Here is a 16,631-nt window from a genome sequence, read left to right on the forward strand (position 1 = left end):
AAAGTGGCGTGGATTATGCCGGAAAACTGTGTTTCAAGCCAATGCTTTCAATTGAGGGTGACCCAGCGCTGATTGATCAACAGTTCGATAGGCCGGTACTGAGTCTTGTAGTTCATTTTCTTGCAGTTCTTGATCCAGTAACCGAGGTAGACCGCGTCGAGGTTTTGGCGCAGGGCTTCGGTGATCTGCCAGAGGATGGCATAGCGCCCGAGGCTGCGGCGCTCCTGCTCGGGTTCGTAGAAGGTATAGACCGCCGAGAGGCCGTTGGGCAGCAGGTCGCTCACGGCCACCGCCACCAGTTTGCCTTCCAGGCGGAACTCATAGAACCAGCAGAACGGCAGGTCGCGTACCAGGAAGGTGGAGAACTGGTCACGGCTTGGTGGATACATGTCACCGTCGGCATGACGTTGCTCGATATAGCGTCGGTAGAGGTCGAAATATTCTTCGCGAAACGTCGGGCGGGCGGCGGTGACGGTCAGGTCGGCATTGCGTTTGAGGATGCGCCGTTGCTGACGGTTAGGAATGAAGCGTGCAGCCGGAATACGCGCAGGCACGCACGCGTTGCAATTCTGACAATGAGGGCGGTACAGGTGATCGCCACTGCGCCGGAAGCCCATTTCCGACAGGTCGGCATACACATGCACATCCATCGGTTGGCTAGGGTCCAGGAACAGCGTAGTGGCCTGTTCCTCCGGCAGGTAGCTGCAGGAGTGGGGTTGAGTGGCATAGAACTTCAACCGCGCCAGCTCTGTCATGATCAACCCCTCGGTAAGACTTTGACTTAAGTGTAAGCCAGCTGGCAGAACTCGCCTAGCGAGCCCAGGTGGCTGTATTGGGGGCGTCGAGATAGCGTGTCAAATGCTCTGCGAAACGGGCTCGGCTGATGGCGCGGGCCCCGAGGCTATGCAGGTGATTGGTCGGCATCTGGCAGTCGATCAGCACGAAGCCGGCAGCCTTCAAATGCTCGACCAAGGCCACGAAGCCAACCTTGGAGGCGTTGTCGGCGCGGCTGAACATCGACTCGCCGAAAAACAGTCGGCCCATGGCCAGGCCATAGAGCCCGCCCACCAGTTCGCCATCCCGACGCACCTCAACGGAGTGGGCGATGCCGCGGCGATGCAGTTCGCAGTAGGCCGCCTGCATGTTGTCGGTGATCCAGGTGCCGTCGGCATAGTCGCGTGGTGCGGCGCAGGCGGCGATGACGGCGGGGAAGTCAGTGTCGAAGCTGACTTGGTAATGGCCCTGGCGGATGAACTTGGCCAGCGAGCGCGACACATGCAGCTCCTGCGGGAACAGCACGGTGCGTGGGTCCGGTGACCACCACAGGATCGGTTGGCCATCCTGGTACCACGGGAAGCAGCCATGGCGATACGCCTGTATCAAGCGCTCAGGCGTCAGGTCGCCGCCCGCGGCCAGCAGACCGTTGGGGTCGTGCAGGGCTTTTTCCAGGGGCGGGAAAGTCAATGAGTCGCGGTTTAGCCAGGTGAGCATGGTCTCTCGGCGGTGGGGGAGGGGAGGGCAATCAGCATGGCGCGGTGCTGGTTTGAGGTCAATGTGTGGCCTTGTGGTGTCAGTTGGCGGCGTATGCAGCGGGCTGTTTAAGGGGCTGACGGCATCCTCTTCGCAGGTAAGCCCACTACTGCTATAGAAACGGGGCTGGCGCTTTGCGAGGTAATTTCCTACACATTCAGGTGTTCATCGGCACCATCCGGCGCATTTGCTGTCATACCTGTGCAAAAACACAGCATAAGCCTTTGTCACAAAAGAAAATGCATGCTCAAATTGCACCCATAGGAAATCCGCGCCGCTCCAGCCTCACCTGGCGTGCCGCCATGGCGGCTGGCGGGCAGTAATGTTAAAAGTAGTGGTTCATTGACCGGACACCGGGTCGATCACTACTGGACGCGCAGCAAGCGCAGGAATAGACGCGTTTTGAAGAAATCCACCGCAACCCCGCCCCCTTTGCCCGTGCCCCTGTGGCGGCAGCAGCTGCACTACCGCCTCAAGGAAGGTGCGCTGATCGCTGTCGGCGCCCTGTGCCTGTACCTATGGATGGCACTGCTGACCTACGACACGTCCGATCCAGGCTTCAGTCACACCAGCAATGCCGAGCAGGTGCAGAACGCCGCTGGCCGCGCCGGTGCCTACTTCGCCGATGTCCTGTTCATGGTGCTGGGCTACTTCGCCTATATCTTCCCGTTGCTGCTGGCGATCAAGACCTGGCAGATCTTCCGCGAGCGTCACCAGCCCTGGCAGTGGAGCGGCTGGCTGTTTTCCTGGCGGCTGATCGGGCTGGTATTCCTAGTGCTGTCGGGCGCGGCGCTGGCGCATATCCATTTCCATCCCCCGGCGAGCATGCCGTTCTCCGCGGGCGGAGCCCTGGGCGAGAGCCTGGGCGATCTCGCCCGCAACCTGCTGAATGTGCAGGGCAGCACCTTGATGTTCATCGCCTTGTTCCTGTTCGGGCTGACCGTCTTCACCGATTTGTCCTGGTTCAAGGTGATGGACATGACCGGCAAGATCACGCTCGATCTGTTCGAGCTAGTGCAAGGTGCGGCCAACCGCTGGTGGGAGGCGCGCAATGAACGCAAGCGTCTGGTGGCGCAACTGCGTGAGGTCGATGAGCCGATCCTCGACGTGGCGCCGATGGCCGCCGAGAAGCGCGAGCCGATCAAGCCGCAACCACGTGAGCGCATCAACGAGCGCGACGAAGCGCCAGCCCGGCCGGTCGTGCAGCGTGAACCGGTGGTGCCACGCGAGCAACCGGTCGCACCGGTGATCATGCCGCCAGCTCCGGTCAAGACGCCTGAGCCGAGCAAGCGCGTGATGAAGGAAAAGCAGGCGCCGCTGTTCGTCGACAGCGCCGTGGAAGGCACCTTGCCCTCGATTTCCATTCTCGACCCGGCCGAGCAGAAGAAGATCGAGTACTCGCCAGAATCCCTGGCCGGGGTCGGTCAGTTGCTGGAGATCAAACTCAAGGAATTCGGCGTTGAAGTCGCGGTGGACTCGATCCACCCGGGCCCTGTGATCACCCGCTACGAAATCCAACCGGCCGCCGGTGTGAAGGTCAGCCGCATCGCCAACCTGGCCAAGGACCTGGCGCGCTCCCTGGCGGTGACCAGTGTGCGTGTGGTGGAAGTCATCCCGGGCAAGACCACCGTCGGTATCGAGATTCCCAACGAAAACAGGCAGATGGTGCGCTTCTCCGAGGTCCTGTCCACGCCGCAGTACGATGAGCAGAAATCCCCGGTCACCCTGGCCCTCGGTCACGACATCGGCGGCAAGCCGGTGATCACCGACCTCGCCAAGATGCCGCACCTGCTGGTGGCCGGTACCACCGGTTCCGGTAAGTCGGTGGGCGTCAATGCCATGATTCTGTCGATCCTGTTCAAGTCGAGCCCTGAAGACGCGCGGCTGATCATGATCGACCCGAAAATGCTCGAGCTGTCGATCTACGAGGGTATTCCGCACCTGCTCTGCCCGGTGGTCACCGACATGAAGGACGCCGCCAATGCCCTGCGCTGGAGCGTGGCCGAGATGGAGCGTCGCTACAAGCTGATGGCCGCCATGGGCGTGCGAAACCTGGCGGGCTTCAACCGCAAGATCAAGGATGCCCAGGAGGCCGGCGAGGTCATCCACGACCCGCTGTACCGCCGTGAGAGCATGGACGACGAGCCGCCGGCGCTGAAGACGCTGCCGACCATCGTGGTGGTCGTCGACGAGTTCGCGGACATGATGATGATCGTCGGCAAGAAGGTCGAAGAACTGATCGCCCGTATCGCCCAGAAGGCGCGGGCCGCCGGTATTCACCTGATTCTTGCTACCCAGCGTCCGTCGGTGGATGTGATCACCGGTCTGATCAAGGCCAACATTCCGACCCGCATGGCGTTCCAGGTATCCAGCAAGATCGACTCGCGAACCATCATCGACCAGGGTGGCGCCGAGCAGTTGCTCGGTCACGGCGACATGCTCTACATGCCACCAGGCACCAGCCTGCCGATTCGTGTGCACGGGGCGTTCGTTTCCGACGATGAAGTGCACCGGGTGGTCGAAGCCTGGAAGCTGCGCGGCGCGCCGGACTACAACGACGACATCCTCAACGGTGTCGAGGAAGCCGGCAGTGGCTTCGAGGGCGGCGGTGGCGGTGGCGGCGATGGCGACGACCCGGAAGCCGATGCGCTGTACGACGAAGCCGTGCAGTTCGTCCTGGAAAGCCGTCGGGCGTCCATTTCCGCGGTACAGCGCAAGCTGAAGATCGGCTACAACCGCGCCGCGCGGATGATCGAGGCAATGGAGATGGCCGGTGTGGTCACCCCCATGAACAGCAACGGCTCGCGGGAAGTGATTGCCCCGGGCGGCCCACGCGATTGATGATCACCTTGCCCGGCGCCGAAGGCGGCGCCTGGCCCATTCACTGTTCAACGAGGATTCCCATGCGCGCGATTCGCATGCTGTTGGTTTCTGCCCTGGCCCTGGGCGCTGTGTCGGCCCAGGCCGATGAGAAGGACGTTGCACGCTTGACCCAGTTGCTGGAGAAGTCGCAGACCATCTCCGCCCGCTTCTCCCAGCTCACCCTCGATGCCGGCGGCACGAGCCTGCAGGAGACCAGCGGCGAGATGTCGGTCAAGCGTCCGGGCCTGTTCTACTGGCACACCGATGCACCCCAGGAGCAGGTGGTGGTGTCCGATGGCCAGAAGGTCACCCTGTGGGACCCTGACCTGGAGCAGGCCACCATCAAGAAGCTCGATGTGCGTTTGAACCAGACCCCGGCGCTGCTGTTGTCCGGTGATGTGTCCAAGATCAGCCAGAGCTTCGATATCACTTCCAAGGAGCAGGGCGAAGTCATGGACTTCACCTTGAAGCCCAAGACCAAGGACACCTTGTTCGACTCCCTGCGGGTGTCGTTCCGTCGCGGTCTGATCAACGACATGCAACTGGTCGACAGCGTGGGCCAGCGCACCAATATCCTGTTCAACGGGGTCAAGGCCAACGAGGCGATCCCGGCGAGCAAGTTCCAGTTCAAGATCCCGGAAGGCGCCGACGTCATCCAGGAGTAACGAGAGCGCATCATGGACCTGTTTCGAAGCGAACCTGTCGCCCAGCCCCTGGCCGCCCGACTGCGCCCGTCCAACCTGGACGAGTACGTCGGCCAGGAGCACCTGCTGGCGCGCGGCAAGCCGCTGCGTGAAGCGCTGGAGCAGGGTGCGCTGCACTCGATGATCTTCTGGGGGCCGCCAGGGGTGGGCAAGACCACTCTGGCGCGGCTGTTGGCGCAGTTCTGCGATGCACACTTCGAGACGGTGTCGGCGGTGCTGGCCGGGGTCAAGGAGATCCGCCAAGCGGTGGAGGTGGCCAAGCAGCAGGCCGGCCAGTATGGCCGCCGGACCATCCTGTTCGTCGACGAGGTGCACCGCTTCAACAAGTCCCAGCAGGATGCCTTCCTGCCGTATGTGGAAGACGGCACGCTGATCTTCATCGGTGCCACCACCGAGAACCCCTCGTTCGAACTGAACAACGCCTTGCTGTCGCGGGCTCGGGTATACGTGCTCAAGAGCCTGGACGAAGCGGCCCTGCGCAAACTGGTCAATCGCGCCCTGACCGAGGAGCGGGGCCTGGGCACGCGTCAGCTGAGTGTCGGCGATGAAGCCTTCAAGATGTTGATGGCGGCGGCCGACGGCGATGGCCGGCGCATGCTCAATTTGCTCGAGAATGCCTCGGACCTTGCCGAGGATGGCGGTGAGATCGGCGTCGATCTGTTGCAGAGCCTGCTTGGCGACAGCCGTCGGCGCTTCGACAAGGGGGGTGAGGCCTTCTACGACCAGATCTCGGCATTGCACAAGTCAGTGCGCGGCTCCAACCCCGATGCGGCCCTGTACTGGTATGCGCGCATGCTCGATGGTGGCTGCGACCCGCTGTACATCGCTCGCCGGGTGGTGCGCATGGCCAGCGAGGACATCGGCAATGCCGACCCGCGCGCCTTGAGCCTGTGCCTGGCGGCCTGGGATGTTCAGGAGCGCTTGGGCAGCCCCGAGGGTGAGTTGGCGGTGGCCCAGGCCATCACCTACATCGCCTGCGCACCGAAGAGCAATGCCGTGTACGTGGGCTTCAAGGCCGCCATGCGCGAGGCTGCCGAGCATGGTTCGCTGGAGGTGCCGCTGCACCTGCGCAACGCCCCCACCAAGCTGATGAAGCAACTGGGGTATGGCGAGGAGTACCGCTACGCCCACGACGAGCCCGATGCTTATGCTGCCGGCGAGGATTACTTCCCTGAAGCGCTCGAACCGCGCCAGTACTACCAGCCCGTGCCGCGAGGCCTGGAGCTGAAGATCGGCGAGAAGCTGCGCCACCTGGCCGAGCTCGACCGCAACAGCCCCCGCCAGCGGAGAAAACCATGATTGCCCTGATTGCCGCGGTCAGCGCGGGTGGTATCGCCGGGACCTTGTTGCGCTTCGCCACCTCGAACTGGGTCGCGGCCCACTGGCCACGGCACTTCTATCTGGGTACGCTGGCGGTCAACCTGGTTGGCTGCCTGCTGATCGGCCTGCTGTACGGCCTGTTCCTGCACAAACCGCTGGCGCCGGTCGAACTGCGCGCCGGCCTGATCGTCGGCTTCCTTGGCGGCCTGACGACGTTTTCCTCCTTCTCGCTCGATACCGTGCGCCTGATGGAAAGTGGGCAAGTGCCCCTCGCCTTGGGCTATACCAGTATCAGCGTGGTGGGCGGGCTTCTGGCCACCTGGGCCGGCCTGTCCCTGACCCGTTTCTGAACCAACACCTACACATAACGAGAGAACGATATGCTCGATTCCAAACTGTTACGCGGCCAACTTCAGGAAGTGGCGGATCGCCTGGCCTCCCGTGGCTTCAGCCTGGATGTCGCGCGCATCGAATCACTGGAAGAGCGCCGCAAGGCGGTGCAGACCCGCACCGAGCAGCTGCAGGCCGAGCGTAATGCCCGTTCCAAGTCGATCGGCCAGGCCAAGGCCAAGGGCGAAGACATCGCCCCGCTGATGGCTGACGTCGAGCGCATGGCCAATGAACTGGCTGCCGGCAAGAGCGAACTGGACGGTATCCAGGCCGAACTGGACAGCATCCTGCTGACCATCCCCAACCTGCCGGACGCCAGCGTGCCGGTCGGTGCCAGCGAAGACGACAACGTCGAAGTGCGCCGCTGGGGCACGCCGACTGCCTTCGATTTCGAGATCAAGGACCACGTCGCCCTGGGCGAAATCAGCGGTGGCCTGGACTTCGAAGCCGCAGCCAAGTTGTCCGGTGCGCGCTTTGCCGTGCTGCGTGGGCCTATCGCCCGCCTGCACCGCGCCCTGGCGCAGTTCATGATCAACCTGCACACCGGCGAGCACGGCTACGAGGAGCACTACACCCCGTACCTGGTACAGGCCCCGGCCCTGCAGGGCACCGGCCAGCTGCCGAAGTTCGAGGAAGATCTGTTCAAGATCACCCGCGAAGGCGAAGCCGACTTCTACCTGATCCCGACGGCCGAAGTGTCGCTGACCAACCTGGTCGCCGAGCAGATCCTCGACGCCAAGCAGCTGCCGCTCAAACTGGTCGCCCACACCCCGTGCTTCCGTAGCGAAGCCGGTGCCTCGGGCCGTGACACCCGCGGCATGATCCGCCAGCACCAGTTCGACAAGGTCGAGATGGTGCAGATTGTCGAGCCGTCCAAGTCGATGGAAGCCCTCGAAGGCCTGACTGCCAACGCCGAACGCGTCCTGCAGGCCCTGGAGCTGCCGTACCGTGTCCTGGCCCTGTGCACCGGTGACATGGGCTTCAGCGCCGTGAAGACCTACGACCTCGAAGTCTGGGTGCCGAGCCAGGGCAAGTACCGCGAGATCAGCTCCTGCTCGAACTGCGGTGACTTCCAGGCCCGCCGCATGCAGGCCCGCTGGCGCAATCCGGAAACCGGTAAGCCTGAGCTGGTGCACACCCTCAACGGTTCCGGCCTGGCCGTAGGCCGTACCCTGGTTGCGGTGCTGGAGAACTACCAGCAGGCCGATGGCTCGATTCGCGTGCCGGACGTGCTCAAGCCCTATATGGGTGGCGTCGAGGTCATCCGCTAAATGGATTACCTGCCGCTGTTCCACAAGCTGCAGGGTGCTCGGGTACTGGTCGTCGGTGGCGGTGAAATCGCCCTGCGCAAGGCGCGTCTGCTGGCCGATGCCGGCGCCGCGCTGCAGGTGGTGGCGCCGGAGGTCGATGGCCAGTTGGCCGCGCTGGCCCGTGAGGGGCGCGGTGAGGTCCTGGTGCGCGGTTACCAGCCTGGCGACCTGGACGGTTGCCGCCTTGTGATCGCCGCCACCGACGACTCTGTGCTCAATGCCCAGGTCTCTGCCGATGCACAGGCGCGCAGTCTGCCGGTCAATGTGGTGGATGCGCCGGCCCTGTGTACGGTGATCTTCCCCGCGATCGTCGACCGTTCGCCCTTGGTGGTGGCCGTCTCCAGCGGCGGTGATGCACCGGTGTTGGCGCGGCTGATCCGGGCGCGTCTTGAGGCCTGGATTCCGGCTGCCTACGGCGAGTTGGCCGGCCTGGCCGCGCGTTTTCGCGACAAGGTCAAGGCGCTGTATCCGGACGTCAACCAACGCCGCGGTTTCTGGGAGGATGTCTTCCAGGGCCCGATCGCCGAACGACAGTTGGCTGGACAGGGCAGTGAAGCCGAGCGCCTGTTGCAGGCCAAGGTCGAGGGCGCGGCGGTGCAGCAAGGGGGAGAGGTGTATCTGGTCGGTGCCGGCCCGGGCGATCCGGATCTGCTGACTTTCCGTGCTTTGCGCCTGATGCAGCAGGCCGATGTGGTGCTGTATGACCGGTTGGTGGCGCCAGCGATCATCGAGATGTGTCGGCGGGATGCCGAGCGCATCTACGTTGGCAAGCGCCGCGCCGATCACGCGGTGCCCCAGGATCAGATCAATCGTCTGCTGGTCGATTTGGCGCGTCAGGGCAAGCGGGTGCTGCGCCTCAAGGGTGGCGATCCGTTCATCTTCGGCCGTGGCGGCGAAGAAATCGAGGAGCTGGCCGAGGAGGGCATCCCGTTCCAGGTGGTGCCGGGCATCACCGCAGCCAGTGGCTGCTCGGCGTATGGCGGTATTCCGCTGACCCACCGGGATTATGCCCAGTCGGTGCGCTTCGTCACTGGGCACCTGAAGGATGGCACCAGCAACCTGCCCTGGGATGATCTGGTAGCGCCTGCTCAGACCCTGGTGTTCTACATGGGGCTGGTCGGCTTGCCGACCATCTGTGCCGAACTGATCCGCCATGGTCGCGCAGCGAGTACCCCGGCGGCCCTGGTGCAGCAGGGGACCACGCGCAATCAGCGGGTATTCACCGGGACCCTGGCGGACCTACCGGAGCTGGTGGCTCGCCATGAAGTGCATGCGCCAACCTTGGTGATCGTCGGGGAAGTGGTGCAACTGCGCGAGAAGCTGAAATGGTTTGAAGGTTCGCAAAACAGCTGAAATCGTTGGCGCCTTTTCGCGGCACAAGGCCGCTCCTACAGTTCAGCGCAAGGCTTGGATCTCGCGTTGTGCATGCAGGAGCGGCCTTGTGCCGCGAAAGGGCTGCAAAGCAGCCCCAGCGTCATCAGCCTTGTCCCCAGATTCCTCGCCCTGGCAACCGCTCCCGGTCATGCGCCAGCCCGAAGTCCTGCAGCGGCCCCTTGGGCACGATGCCGTTCGGGTTGATGGTCTTGTGGCTCATGTAATAGTGCTTCTGGATGTGCTCCATGTTCACGGTCCCGGCCACGCCTGGCCACTGGTACAGCTCGCGTAGCCAGTTGGACAGGTTCGGGTAGTCGGCCAGGCGACGCAGGTTGCACTTGAAGTGGCCGTGGTACACGGCGTCGAAGCGCACCAGGGTGGTGAACAGGCGCACGTCGGCTTCGGTGAGATATTCCCCCGCCAGGAAGCGTTGACGGCCCAACAAGGCTTCGAGGTGGTCCAGCTCGACGAACACTTGGTCGAACGCTGCCTCGTAGGCTTCCTGGGTGGTGGCGAAGCCTGCACGGTACACGCCGTTGTTCACGGCGGGGTAGATGCGTTCGTTGAGTGCATCGATGGTCGCACGCAGCGGCTCGGGATAGAGGTCAAGGCGGTTGCCGGTCAGCTCATCGAATGCGCTGTTGAAGATGCGGATGATCTCTGCTGATTCGTTGTTGACGATGCGCTGTTGCTGTTTGTCCCACAGCACCGGTACTGTCACGCGGCCGGTGTAGTGTGGATCATCCTGGGTATAGCGCTGGTGCAGGTACTGCAGATCGTCCAAGTGGTCGCCCGAGGAGCCGTGTTGCCGATCGAAGGTCCAGCCGTGCTCGCCCATCAGCCAGCTCACCACCGATACATCGATCAGCGGCGCCAGGCCCTTGAGGGCGCGGAAGATCAAGGTGCGATGAGCCCAGGGGCAGGCCAGGGAGACATAGAGGTGGTAGCGCCCGGCTTCGGCCGCTGGCAGCTGATTGCGGCGTTGGGCGTTCTCGCGTTGGAACGCGCCGTCCTTGCTGTTCTGGTACCACTGGTCATGCCAGCGGCCGTCGATCAAAAGGCCCATGGTGAGCTCCTCGGAACAAAGTCGTTTGTCGTTGGAGCTCAGTCTAGGCAAATCTGTTCGAATAAATAGCGCAAAGACTGCGGTGATCAGATCGATTTATTCGATGCTTTTGCGAGTCGCCCAGTAGCTGCGTGCGGTTTCGAAGGCCTGCTCACGGCTGTTGCCAAGTCCGCGCAGGGCCATTGCCATGGTTGCCAGTACGGCGAGTTCGCCGTAGCTGTCCTCGACTTCGCCGCGCCATACCGTCAGCAAGTGCTCAGGTTGCAGGGTGGCCGGTTTGACGTGGCGTTGGGCGCTCAGCGCCGGCCACTCTTCGTCCCAGGCTGCACCGGCGGTGGTGCCGTAGAGATGGCTGATCACATCTGGGTTGACCTCGATTTCCCCACCGTCGCCCTTGATCACCACGGCATGGTCGCCCAGCAGGCGGCTGGCCTCGCGGTGCACCGCCTGGTACCCAGGATGGAAGATGCTTTGCAGGCCGCAGCGGGCCCCCAGCGGATTGAGCACGCGGGCCAGAGAGTGAATCGGTGAGCGCAGCCCCAAGGTGTTACGCAGGTCGATCATCCGTTGCAGTTGCGGGGCCCAGTCCTGCAGCGGTGCGAAAGCCAGGCAGCGCTCGTCCAATGCCTGGGCTACGGCGGGCCAATCGCGGCACAGGGGGATGTCCAGCAGGTCCAGCAATTGTTCGGTATACAGCCGGCCAGCAGTATGCGCACCGCCGCCATGCAGGAGAATGCGCACGCCGTTGCCAGCCAGGCACTTGGCCGCCAGCAGATACCAGGGCAGGTGGCGCTTCTTGCCGGCATAGGTGGGCCAGTCCAGGTCCACGTCGATGGACGGAGCCTGCAGGTGAGCACGCAGGGCTTCGGTGAAGCCGGCAAGTTCCTCGGCGCTTTCTTCCTTGTGTCGCAGCAGCATGAGGAAGGCACCCAACTGGGTGTCCTCGACCTTATCTTCGAGCAGCAGGGTCATGGCCGTGCGAGCTTCTTCACGGGTCAGGCCGCGGGCGCCGCGTTTGCCTTTGCCGAGGATGCGCACGAATTCGGCGAACGGATGTTCGGCCGGGGTTTGCAAGGTAAGTGGGCGAGCGATGGTCATATGCAGTTGGTCGGCTTGGGCAGGCCCGCCAGTTTGGCGGCCAGTTTGGCGGGAGTGCCGTTGAACAGGCGATTGAGGTGCGGGCTGTTGCCTTTTTCCGGGCCCAGCTTGAGGGCGGTGTACTTGATCAGCGGGCGGGTGGCCGGTGACAGTTGATACTCCTCGTAGAACTGGCGCAGCAGCTCTAGCACTTCCCAGTGATCGGCGGTGAGCGGGATGCTTTCGCGCACAGCCAGGGCTTCGGCGACTTCGTGGGACCAGTCTTGCAGGTCGACCAAAAAGCCGTCCTTGTCCAGGGCGATCTGCCGATCGCCGACAGTCAGGTTGCTCATAGCCAGCTGTTGACCTTGTGGTAGTGCAGTGACAGTTCGACGAAGGCCGGGTAGTCCACGGGCTTGGGCAGTGCGCTATCGATGGCGCGGGCCTGCAGATCTTCGGTGAGGGCGTAAAGGCGATTACCCAGGGCGGCGTCTTCAAGCTTACGCTGGGGCTCGCTGCCGGGGCGCAGGGCGTAGACCGCGTCGCCGCACAGCAGCAGGGCGTCGTCTGTGCCCAGCAGGCGCAGGCAGCTGTCCAGGCGGTTGTCGCCGAACGGCGAATGGCTGATTACATGCAAGGTCGTCATCAGAGCGTCACTACCTGGTCAAAACGGGCAATCAGAGCGGTTAGGGCTGCGTCATCCAGCACCTCGACCGGCAGATCCAGCGTGTCGCTGGCCAGACCGCGTTCGGCTAGGCTGTGACCGCAGGCGAACAGTTCCTCAACACCGAACATCGGCAACGCCTGAAGATTGGCGGCGAGATTCTTCTGTTGCAGTGCGCCAGGTTGCTGGCCAGGGGCGAGCTGGAACACGCCGTCATCGAGGAACAGCATGCCCAAGGGCAGGTCGAAGGCGCCGCCGGCGAGGGCGATGTCTAGCGCTTCGCGGGCACCGGGGCCATTCCAGGGCGCCTGGCGGCTGATGATCAGCAGGGACTTGGCCATCTCAATCACCTCCGAAGCAGACCAGGCGGTCGGCGACTTGTGCGGCCTCATGTAACTGGCCGAGGCCCGACAGCTCCCAAGGGGCCGGCAGGTTCACGGCGGGGCGTTGATAGCGGTTGGCTTCGCTTTCATCCAGCACGCCCCGACGCAGGGCTGCGGCGATGCACACCACGGCATCGAGCTGGTGGCTATCGATGAAAGCGCGCCATTGGGCGGCAACGTCCAGCTCATCCTGCGGGGCGACAATATTGGCCGAGGCACTGTGTACCCCGTCCTGGTAGAAGAACAGCCGGGCAATCTCGTGCCCAGCGGCCAGCACTGCCTCGGCGAAGCGCAGGGCGCGACGCGAGGAGGGCGCATGGGCCGGGGAAAAAACCGCGATGGCGAATTTCATGGAAAGCTCGTGCAAGGGAATGGGGCCATGATAAAGCAAAAAAGCCCGCACCTGTCGGTGCGGGCTTTGCGGGCCTACCGTAGCCTGCGTCAGGCCTGGCCCTTGCTCTCCGGCAGGAACCAATTCAGCACCAGGGCGCAGATGCCGCCTGTGGCCACGCCAGACTCCAGTACATTGCGTAGCGCCGCTGGCATGTGCGCCAGGAATTCCGGCACCTGGGCCACACCCAGCCCCAGCGCCAGGGACACCGAGATGATCAGCAGGGCGCGACGGTCCAGGCTGGTGCTGGCCAGGATGTTGATACCCGAGGCGGCCACGGCGCCGAACATCACCATGGCCGCGCCACCAAGCACAGGCTCCGGCACGGCCTGGATCACGCCAGCAACGCTCGGGAACAGACCCAGGAGCACCAGCATCAGGGCAATCCACACGCCGATATGGCGGCTGGCGATGCCGGTCAGCTGAATGACGCCGTTGTTCTGCGCAAAGATCGAGCTGGGGAAGGTGTTGAATACACCGGCCAGCAGCGAGTTGGCACCGTTGACCAGCACGCCACCTTTGATGCGCTGCATCCACAGCGGGCCTTCGACCGGCTGGCGCGAGACCTTGCTGGTGGCTGTGACGTCGCCAATGGCTTCCAACGAAGTCACCAGGTAGATCACCAGCATCGGAATGAACAGTGCCCAAGAGAAGCTAAGGCCAAAGTGCAGTGGCATCGGCACCTGGAACAGCGCGGCCTCATGCATGCCGGTGAAGTCCAGACGGCCGAGGTAGCCGGCCAGGGCATAGCCCACGGCCAGGGCGATGACGATGGCGCAGCTGCGCATCCATACCACTGGAATACGGTTGAGGATCACGATGATCGCCAGCACCACGCCCGACAGCAGCAGGTTCTCGCCATTGGCGAAGGTGCCGTTGCCCATGGCCGTGAAGCCACCGCCCATGCTGATCAGGCCGACCTTGATCAGCGTCAGGCCGATCATCAACACCACGATGCCGGTCACCAGCGGGGTGATCAGGCGTTTGACGAACGGGAGGATGCGCGACACGCCCATTTCTACAAACGAGCCGGCGATTACCACGCCAAAAATGGCGGCCATCACGCTTTCCACTGGCGTGCCTTGCTTGACCATCAGCGCACCGCCGGCGATCAGTGGCCCGACGAAGTTGAAGCTGGTGCCCTGCACGATCAACAGGCCCGCGCCAAACGGCCCGAAGCGCTTGCACTGAACGAAAGTCGCGATGCCGGAAATCACCAGGGACATGGAGACGATCAGGTTGGTATCACGCGGGGAGACCCCCAGTGCCTGACAGATCAGCAGGCCAGGGGTGACGATCGGTACGATGATCGCCAGCAGGTGCTGAAGCGCTGCCAGCAGGCCGATCAGCGGCCGCGGCTTGTCCTCAAGACCGAGGACCAGTTCATTGGCAGGCGCCGCCGCGCCTGGCCCGTGTTCGATGGAACTCATGGGAAGCTGCCCAGGATGAAAAAAGGAGCGCATTCTACGGGGCAAGGCCGGATAGGGGTAGGGGAAAATGCGCGGGGGCAGCGTTGCCGTGCAGGTAGAGTGCACTGCTGGCCGCTCATCGCAGGTCAACGTAGAGCTCACGTATGCGCAAGACCGTGTCGGCGCGGGCTTGTCCCGTGATAGGGGGCGTAGTGGCCCACAAAAAAGCCCGCCGAAGCGGGCTCTTTCTTGTGCCTGTGGCTATCAGTCGTCACGACCCATGATGCCGAACAGCTGCAGCAGGCTGACGAACAGGTTGTAGATCGATACATACAGGCTGATGGTCGCCATGATGTAGTTGCGCTCACCACCGTGGATGATCGCGCTGGTCTGGAACAGGATGCAGACCGACGAGAACAGCACGAAGCCCGCGCTGATCGCCAGTTGCAGGCCGCTGATCTGGAAGAAGAAGCTGGCGACGACAGCGCCCAGCAGCACGAAGAAGCCCGCGGTGATGAAGCCGCTGAGGAAGCTCATGTCCTTGCGGGTGACCAGCACGTAGGCCGACAGACCACCGAATACCAGGGCGGTCATGGCGAAGGCCGAGCTGACCACTTCGGCGCCGCCGCTCATACCCAGATATCGGTTGAGGATCGGGCCGAGGATGAAGCCCATGAAGCCGGTGAGCGCGAAGGTAGAGACCAGGCCCCAGACCGAATCACGCAGTTTGGCGGTGAGGAAGAACAGACCGTAGAAACCGATCAGCACCACGAACACGTTCGGGTAGCCGACCCGCATCTGCTGGGCGATGAACGCCATGATGCCGCTGAAGGCAAGGGTAAGCGCCAGCAGGCTGTAAGTGTTGCGCAGGACGCGGCTGACTTCCTGCTGCTCGGCCTGCTGGCCGTGGTGGACGGCATAATCCTGTTCGCGCATGGCGACACTCCTGTGGTGTGAAACCGATGGTTTCGAAACGAATGGTTGCAATGAGGATACCAGAGCAGCTGCAAGGCGCGACACAGAGAGTTTGACAGCTTGTTTCATTGCGGTATGATTGCCGCCGCAAAATTGATCCTGGAAGCGTGGCCGAGTGGTTTAAGGCAACGGTCTTGAAAACCGTCGATGGGCAACTATCCTAGAGTTCGAATCTCTACGCTTCCGCCATATTTTTTAAGAAAAAGCCCGTCCTAGACGGGCTTTTTCGTTTCTATAGGGCTTTGGTCCCTCATTTCTGTATTGGCTTTGTCGAGCTCTCTGTGGAATTTGACAAGCTCGCAAAAAGCTATAGCGCGATGGTGTCGCTGGCTTGTGTCATGCGGTGTCTACGACACCTTTTTTCAGACAGAACCTAGTCCGCACGGAGATCGCCGCCGGTATCGGCCTTGAAGGACCGAAACGCTGGTTGACGATCGGCTTCACCCGCGATTCGCGGTGGTTGTAGGCTCGAACTCAGCTTTTGACATGTCGATCATGCTCACTGGGCTGCACAGCGCATTGACGACTGATGGCCTGCAGACCGGCCAGGGCAAAATTGTACAAATGGGCGATCAGTTGCTCTTTGGGCATTTGCAAAACCATATGCGCCGGGCCCACCAGGCCGTTACCGGCGACCAACAACATCAGGCATGGCGCCGCTGTGCTGATCAAGCAGCGCAACAGAGCAGGGTCGTTGTTGGCGATGCCGGTTATCTCACTCAGTATTCCCAGGATGACCGAGAGTTTTGGTTGCACCTCTTCGGTGAAGAGCACCTGCATGTTGGACGTCGGGGACAATAGTTCGCGGGCCAATACACCGGAATGCCATCCTCCCCCCGATTGAGCGGCCTCTACCAGGATGGCGAAAAAACCGCGCAGTTTTTCTTCTGCCGGGACGTCGCGCTCGGCAATCTTCAACAGGTCGTTGACATGGATGATGCGCCGGTGCGCTTCGGCAAGCACGGTCTGATAAAGGCCGACGCGACTGCCAAAGTGATAGTTGATCGAGGCCAAGTCCACTTCGGCCTCGATGGCAATAGCCTTGCTGGTCGTTTCCGCGAAGCCGGTCCGGGCGAACAACTTGCCCGCCGTCTCGAGGATACGCGTACGGGTCACTCCGCCGTCGGTTCGACTGCTGCGACTCGATTCGGTCATGGTGCTTCAACTCTTCTGGAA

The 16,631-nt window shown here is 62.7% G+C and carries 17 protein-coding genes and 1 tRNA gene; 7 read left to right on the forward strand and 11 right to left on the reverse strand.

Annotated features, from left to right (window positions below):
• Positions 1 to 47: 47 nt before the first annotated feature.
• Positions 48 to 755, reverse strand: coding sequence for an arginyltransferase (locus tag IEC33019_RS04735; protein ID WP_070092658.1), 708 nt, complete (start codon positions 753 to 755; stop codon positions 48 to 50).
• A 55-nt stretch (positions 756 to 810) separates the two neighbouring features.
• Positions 811 to 1,491, reverse strand: a complete 681-nt coding sequence (aat, locus tag IEC33019_RS04740; protein ID WP_070092657.1) for a leucyl/phenylalanyl-tRNA--protein transferase — start codon at positions 1,489 to 1,491, stop codon at positions 811 to 813.
• 381 nt (positions 1,492 to 1,872) lie between these two features.
• Here aat and IEC33019_RS04745 point away from each other — a divergent pair, with 381 nt between their 5' ends.
• The 6 genes from IEC33019_RS04745 (at position 1,873) to cysG (ending at position 9,469) form a co-directional block, all read left to right on the forward strand.
• Entirely contained in the window at positions 1,873 to 4,371 is a 2,499-nt protein-coding gene (locus IEC33019_RS04745) for a DNA translocase FtsK (RefSeq protein ID WP_372340644.1), read from the forward strand.
• 62 nt (positions 4,372 to 4,433) lie between these two features.
• A complete protein-coding gene (gene lolA / locus IEC33019_RS04750) occupies positions 4,434 to 5,057 on the forward strand; it encodes an outer membrane lipoprotein chaperone LolA (protein ID WP_070092655.1) in 624 nt (207 codons plus the stop codon).
• A 12-nt stretch (positions 5,058 to 5,069) separates the two neighbouring features.
• The gene (locus IEC33019_RS04755; RefSeq protein ID WP_070092654.1) at positions 5,070 to 6,395 is read left to right on the forward strand and encodes a replication-associated recombination protein A; all 1,326 of its coding nucleotides are present in this window, start codon (positions 5,070 to 5,072) and stop codon (positions 6,393 to 6,395) included.
• Positions 6,392 to 6,766, forward strand: a complete 375-nt coding sequence (gene crcB, locus IEC33019_RS04760; protein WP_070092653.1) for a fluoride efflux transporter CrcB — start codon at positions 6,392 to 6,394, stop codon at positions 6,764 to 6,766. Before IEC33019_RS04755 ends, crcB begins: the two co-directional genes overlap by 4 nt.
• A gap of 30 nt (positions 6,767 to 6,796) precedes the next feature.
• Positions 6,797 to 8,077, forward strand: coding sequence for a serine--tRNA ligase (gene serS / locus IEC33019_RS04765; protein ID WP_070092652.1), 1,281 nt, complete (start codon positions 6,797 to 6,799; stop codon positions 8,075 to 8,077).
• Positions 8,078 to 9,469 (forward strand): siroheme synthase CysG, encoded by a 1,392-nt coding sequence (gene cysG / locus IEC33019_RS04770; protein ID WP_070092651.1) that lies wholly within the window; start codon positions 8,078 to 8,080, stop codon positions 9,467 to 9,469.
• Between the two features lie 124 nt (positions 9,470 to 9,593).
• Here the strand turns inward: cysG and IEC33019_RS04775 are convergent, their stop codons facing one another.
• The 8 genes from IEC33019_RS04775 to IEC33019_RS04810 all read right to left on the reverse strand — a co-directional run bounded on the left by IEC33019_RS04775 (position 9,594) and on the right by IEC33019_RS04810 (position 15,416).
• Positions 9,594 to 10,556, reverse strand: coding sequence for a glutathione S-transferase family protein (locus IEC33019_RS04775; protein ID WP_070092650.1), 963 nt, complete (start codon positions 10,554 to 10,556; stop codon positions 9,594 to 9,596).
• 96 nt (positions 10,557 to 10,652) lie between these two features.
• Positions 10,653 to 11,654, reverse strand: coding sequence for a glycosyl transferase family protein (locus IEC33019_RS04780; protein WP_070092649.1), 1,002 nt, complete (start codon positions 11,652 to 11,654; stop codon positions 10,653 to 10,655).
• Complete coding sequence (locus tag IEC33019_RS04785; protein ID WP_070092648.1) at positions 11,651 to 11,986, reverse strand: TusE/DsrC/DsvC family sulfur relay protein; 336 nt, start codon at positions 11,984 to 11,986, stop codon at positions 11,651 to 11,653. The genes IEC33019_RS04780 and IEC33019_RS04785 overlap by 4 nt, the downstream gene beginning before the upstream one ends.
• On the reverse strand, positions 11,983 to 12,279 hold the full coding sequence (tusB, locus tag IEC33019_RS04790; protein ID WP_070092647.1) for a sulfurtransferase complex subunit TusB: 297 nt from the start codon (positions 12,277 to 12,279) through the stop codon (positions 11,983 to 11,985). The genes IEC33019_RS04785 and tusB overlap by 4 nt, the downstream gene beginning before the upstream one ends.
• Positions 12,279 to 12,638 carry a sulfurtransferase complex subunit TusC gene (tusC, locus tag IEC33019_RS04795; RefSeq protein WP_070092646.1) on the reverse strand — a complete coding sequence of 120 codons (360 nt, stop codon included), beginning with the start codon at positions 12,636 to 12,638 and terminating at the stop codon, positions 12,279 to 12,281. Before tusC ends, tusB begins: the two co-directional genes overlap by 1 nt.
• 1 nt (position 12,639) lies before the next feature.
• Positions 12,640 to 13,032, reverse strand: coding sequence for a sulfurtransferase complex subunit TusD (gene tusD, locus IEC33019_RS04800; RefSeq protein ID WP_070092645.1), 393 nt, complete (start codon positions 13,030 to 13,032; stop codon positions 12,640 to 12,642).
• 89 nt (positions 13,033 to 13,121) lie between these two features.
• The gene (locus IEC33019_RS04805) at positions 13,122 to 14,501 is read right to left on the reverse strand and encodes a nucleobase:cation symporter-2 family protein (protein WP_070092644.1); all 1,380 of its coding nucleotides are present in this window, start codon (positions 14,499 to 14,501) and stop codon (positions 13,122 to 13,124) included.
• 243 nt (positions 14,502 to 14,744) lie between these two features.
• Positions 14,745 to 15,416 carry a Bax inhibitor-1/YccA family protein gene (locus IEC33019_RS04810; RefSeq protein WP_070092643.1) on the reverse strand — a complete coding sequence of 224 codons (672 nt, stop codon included), beginning with the start codon at positions 15,414 to 15,416 and terminating at the stop codon, positions 14,745 to 14,747.
• A gap of 140 nt (positions 15,417 to 15,556) precedes the next feature.
• On the opposite strand from IEC33019_RS04810, the gene IEC33019_RS04815 reads away from it, so the two are divergent.
• A tRNA-Ser gene (locus tag IEC33019_RS04815) sits at positions 15,557 to 15,644 on the forward strand.
• A gap of 285 nt (positions 15,645 to 15,929) precedes the next feature.
• On the opposite strand, the gene IEC33019_RS04820 is transcribed toward IEC33019_RS04815, so the two are convergent.
• Positions 15,930 to 16,610, reverse strand: a complete 681-nt coding sequence (locus IEC33019_RS04820) for a TetR/AcrR family transcriptional regulator (RefSeq protein WP_070092642.1) — start codon at positions 16,608 to 16,610, stop codon at positions 15,930 to 15,932.
• Positions 16,611 to 16,631: the final 21 nt, after the last annotated feature.

Origin of the sequence: Pseudomonas putida (assembly GCF_002741075.1) — a bacterium.
Lineage (GTDB): Bacteria > Pseudomonadota > Gammaproteobacteria > Pseudomonadales > Pseudomonadaceae > Aquipseudomonas > Aquipseudomonas putida_T.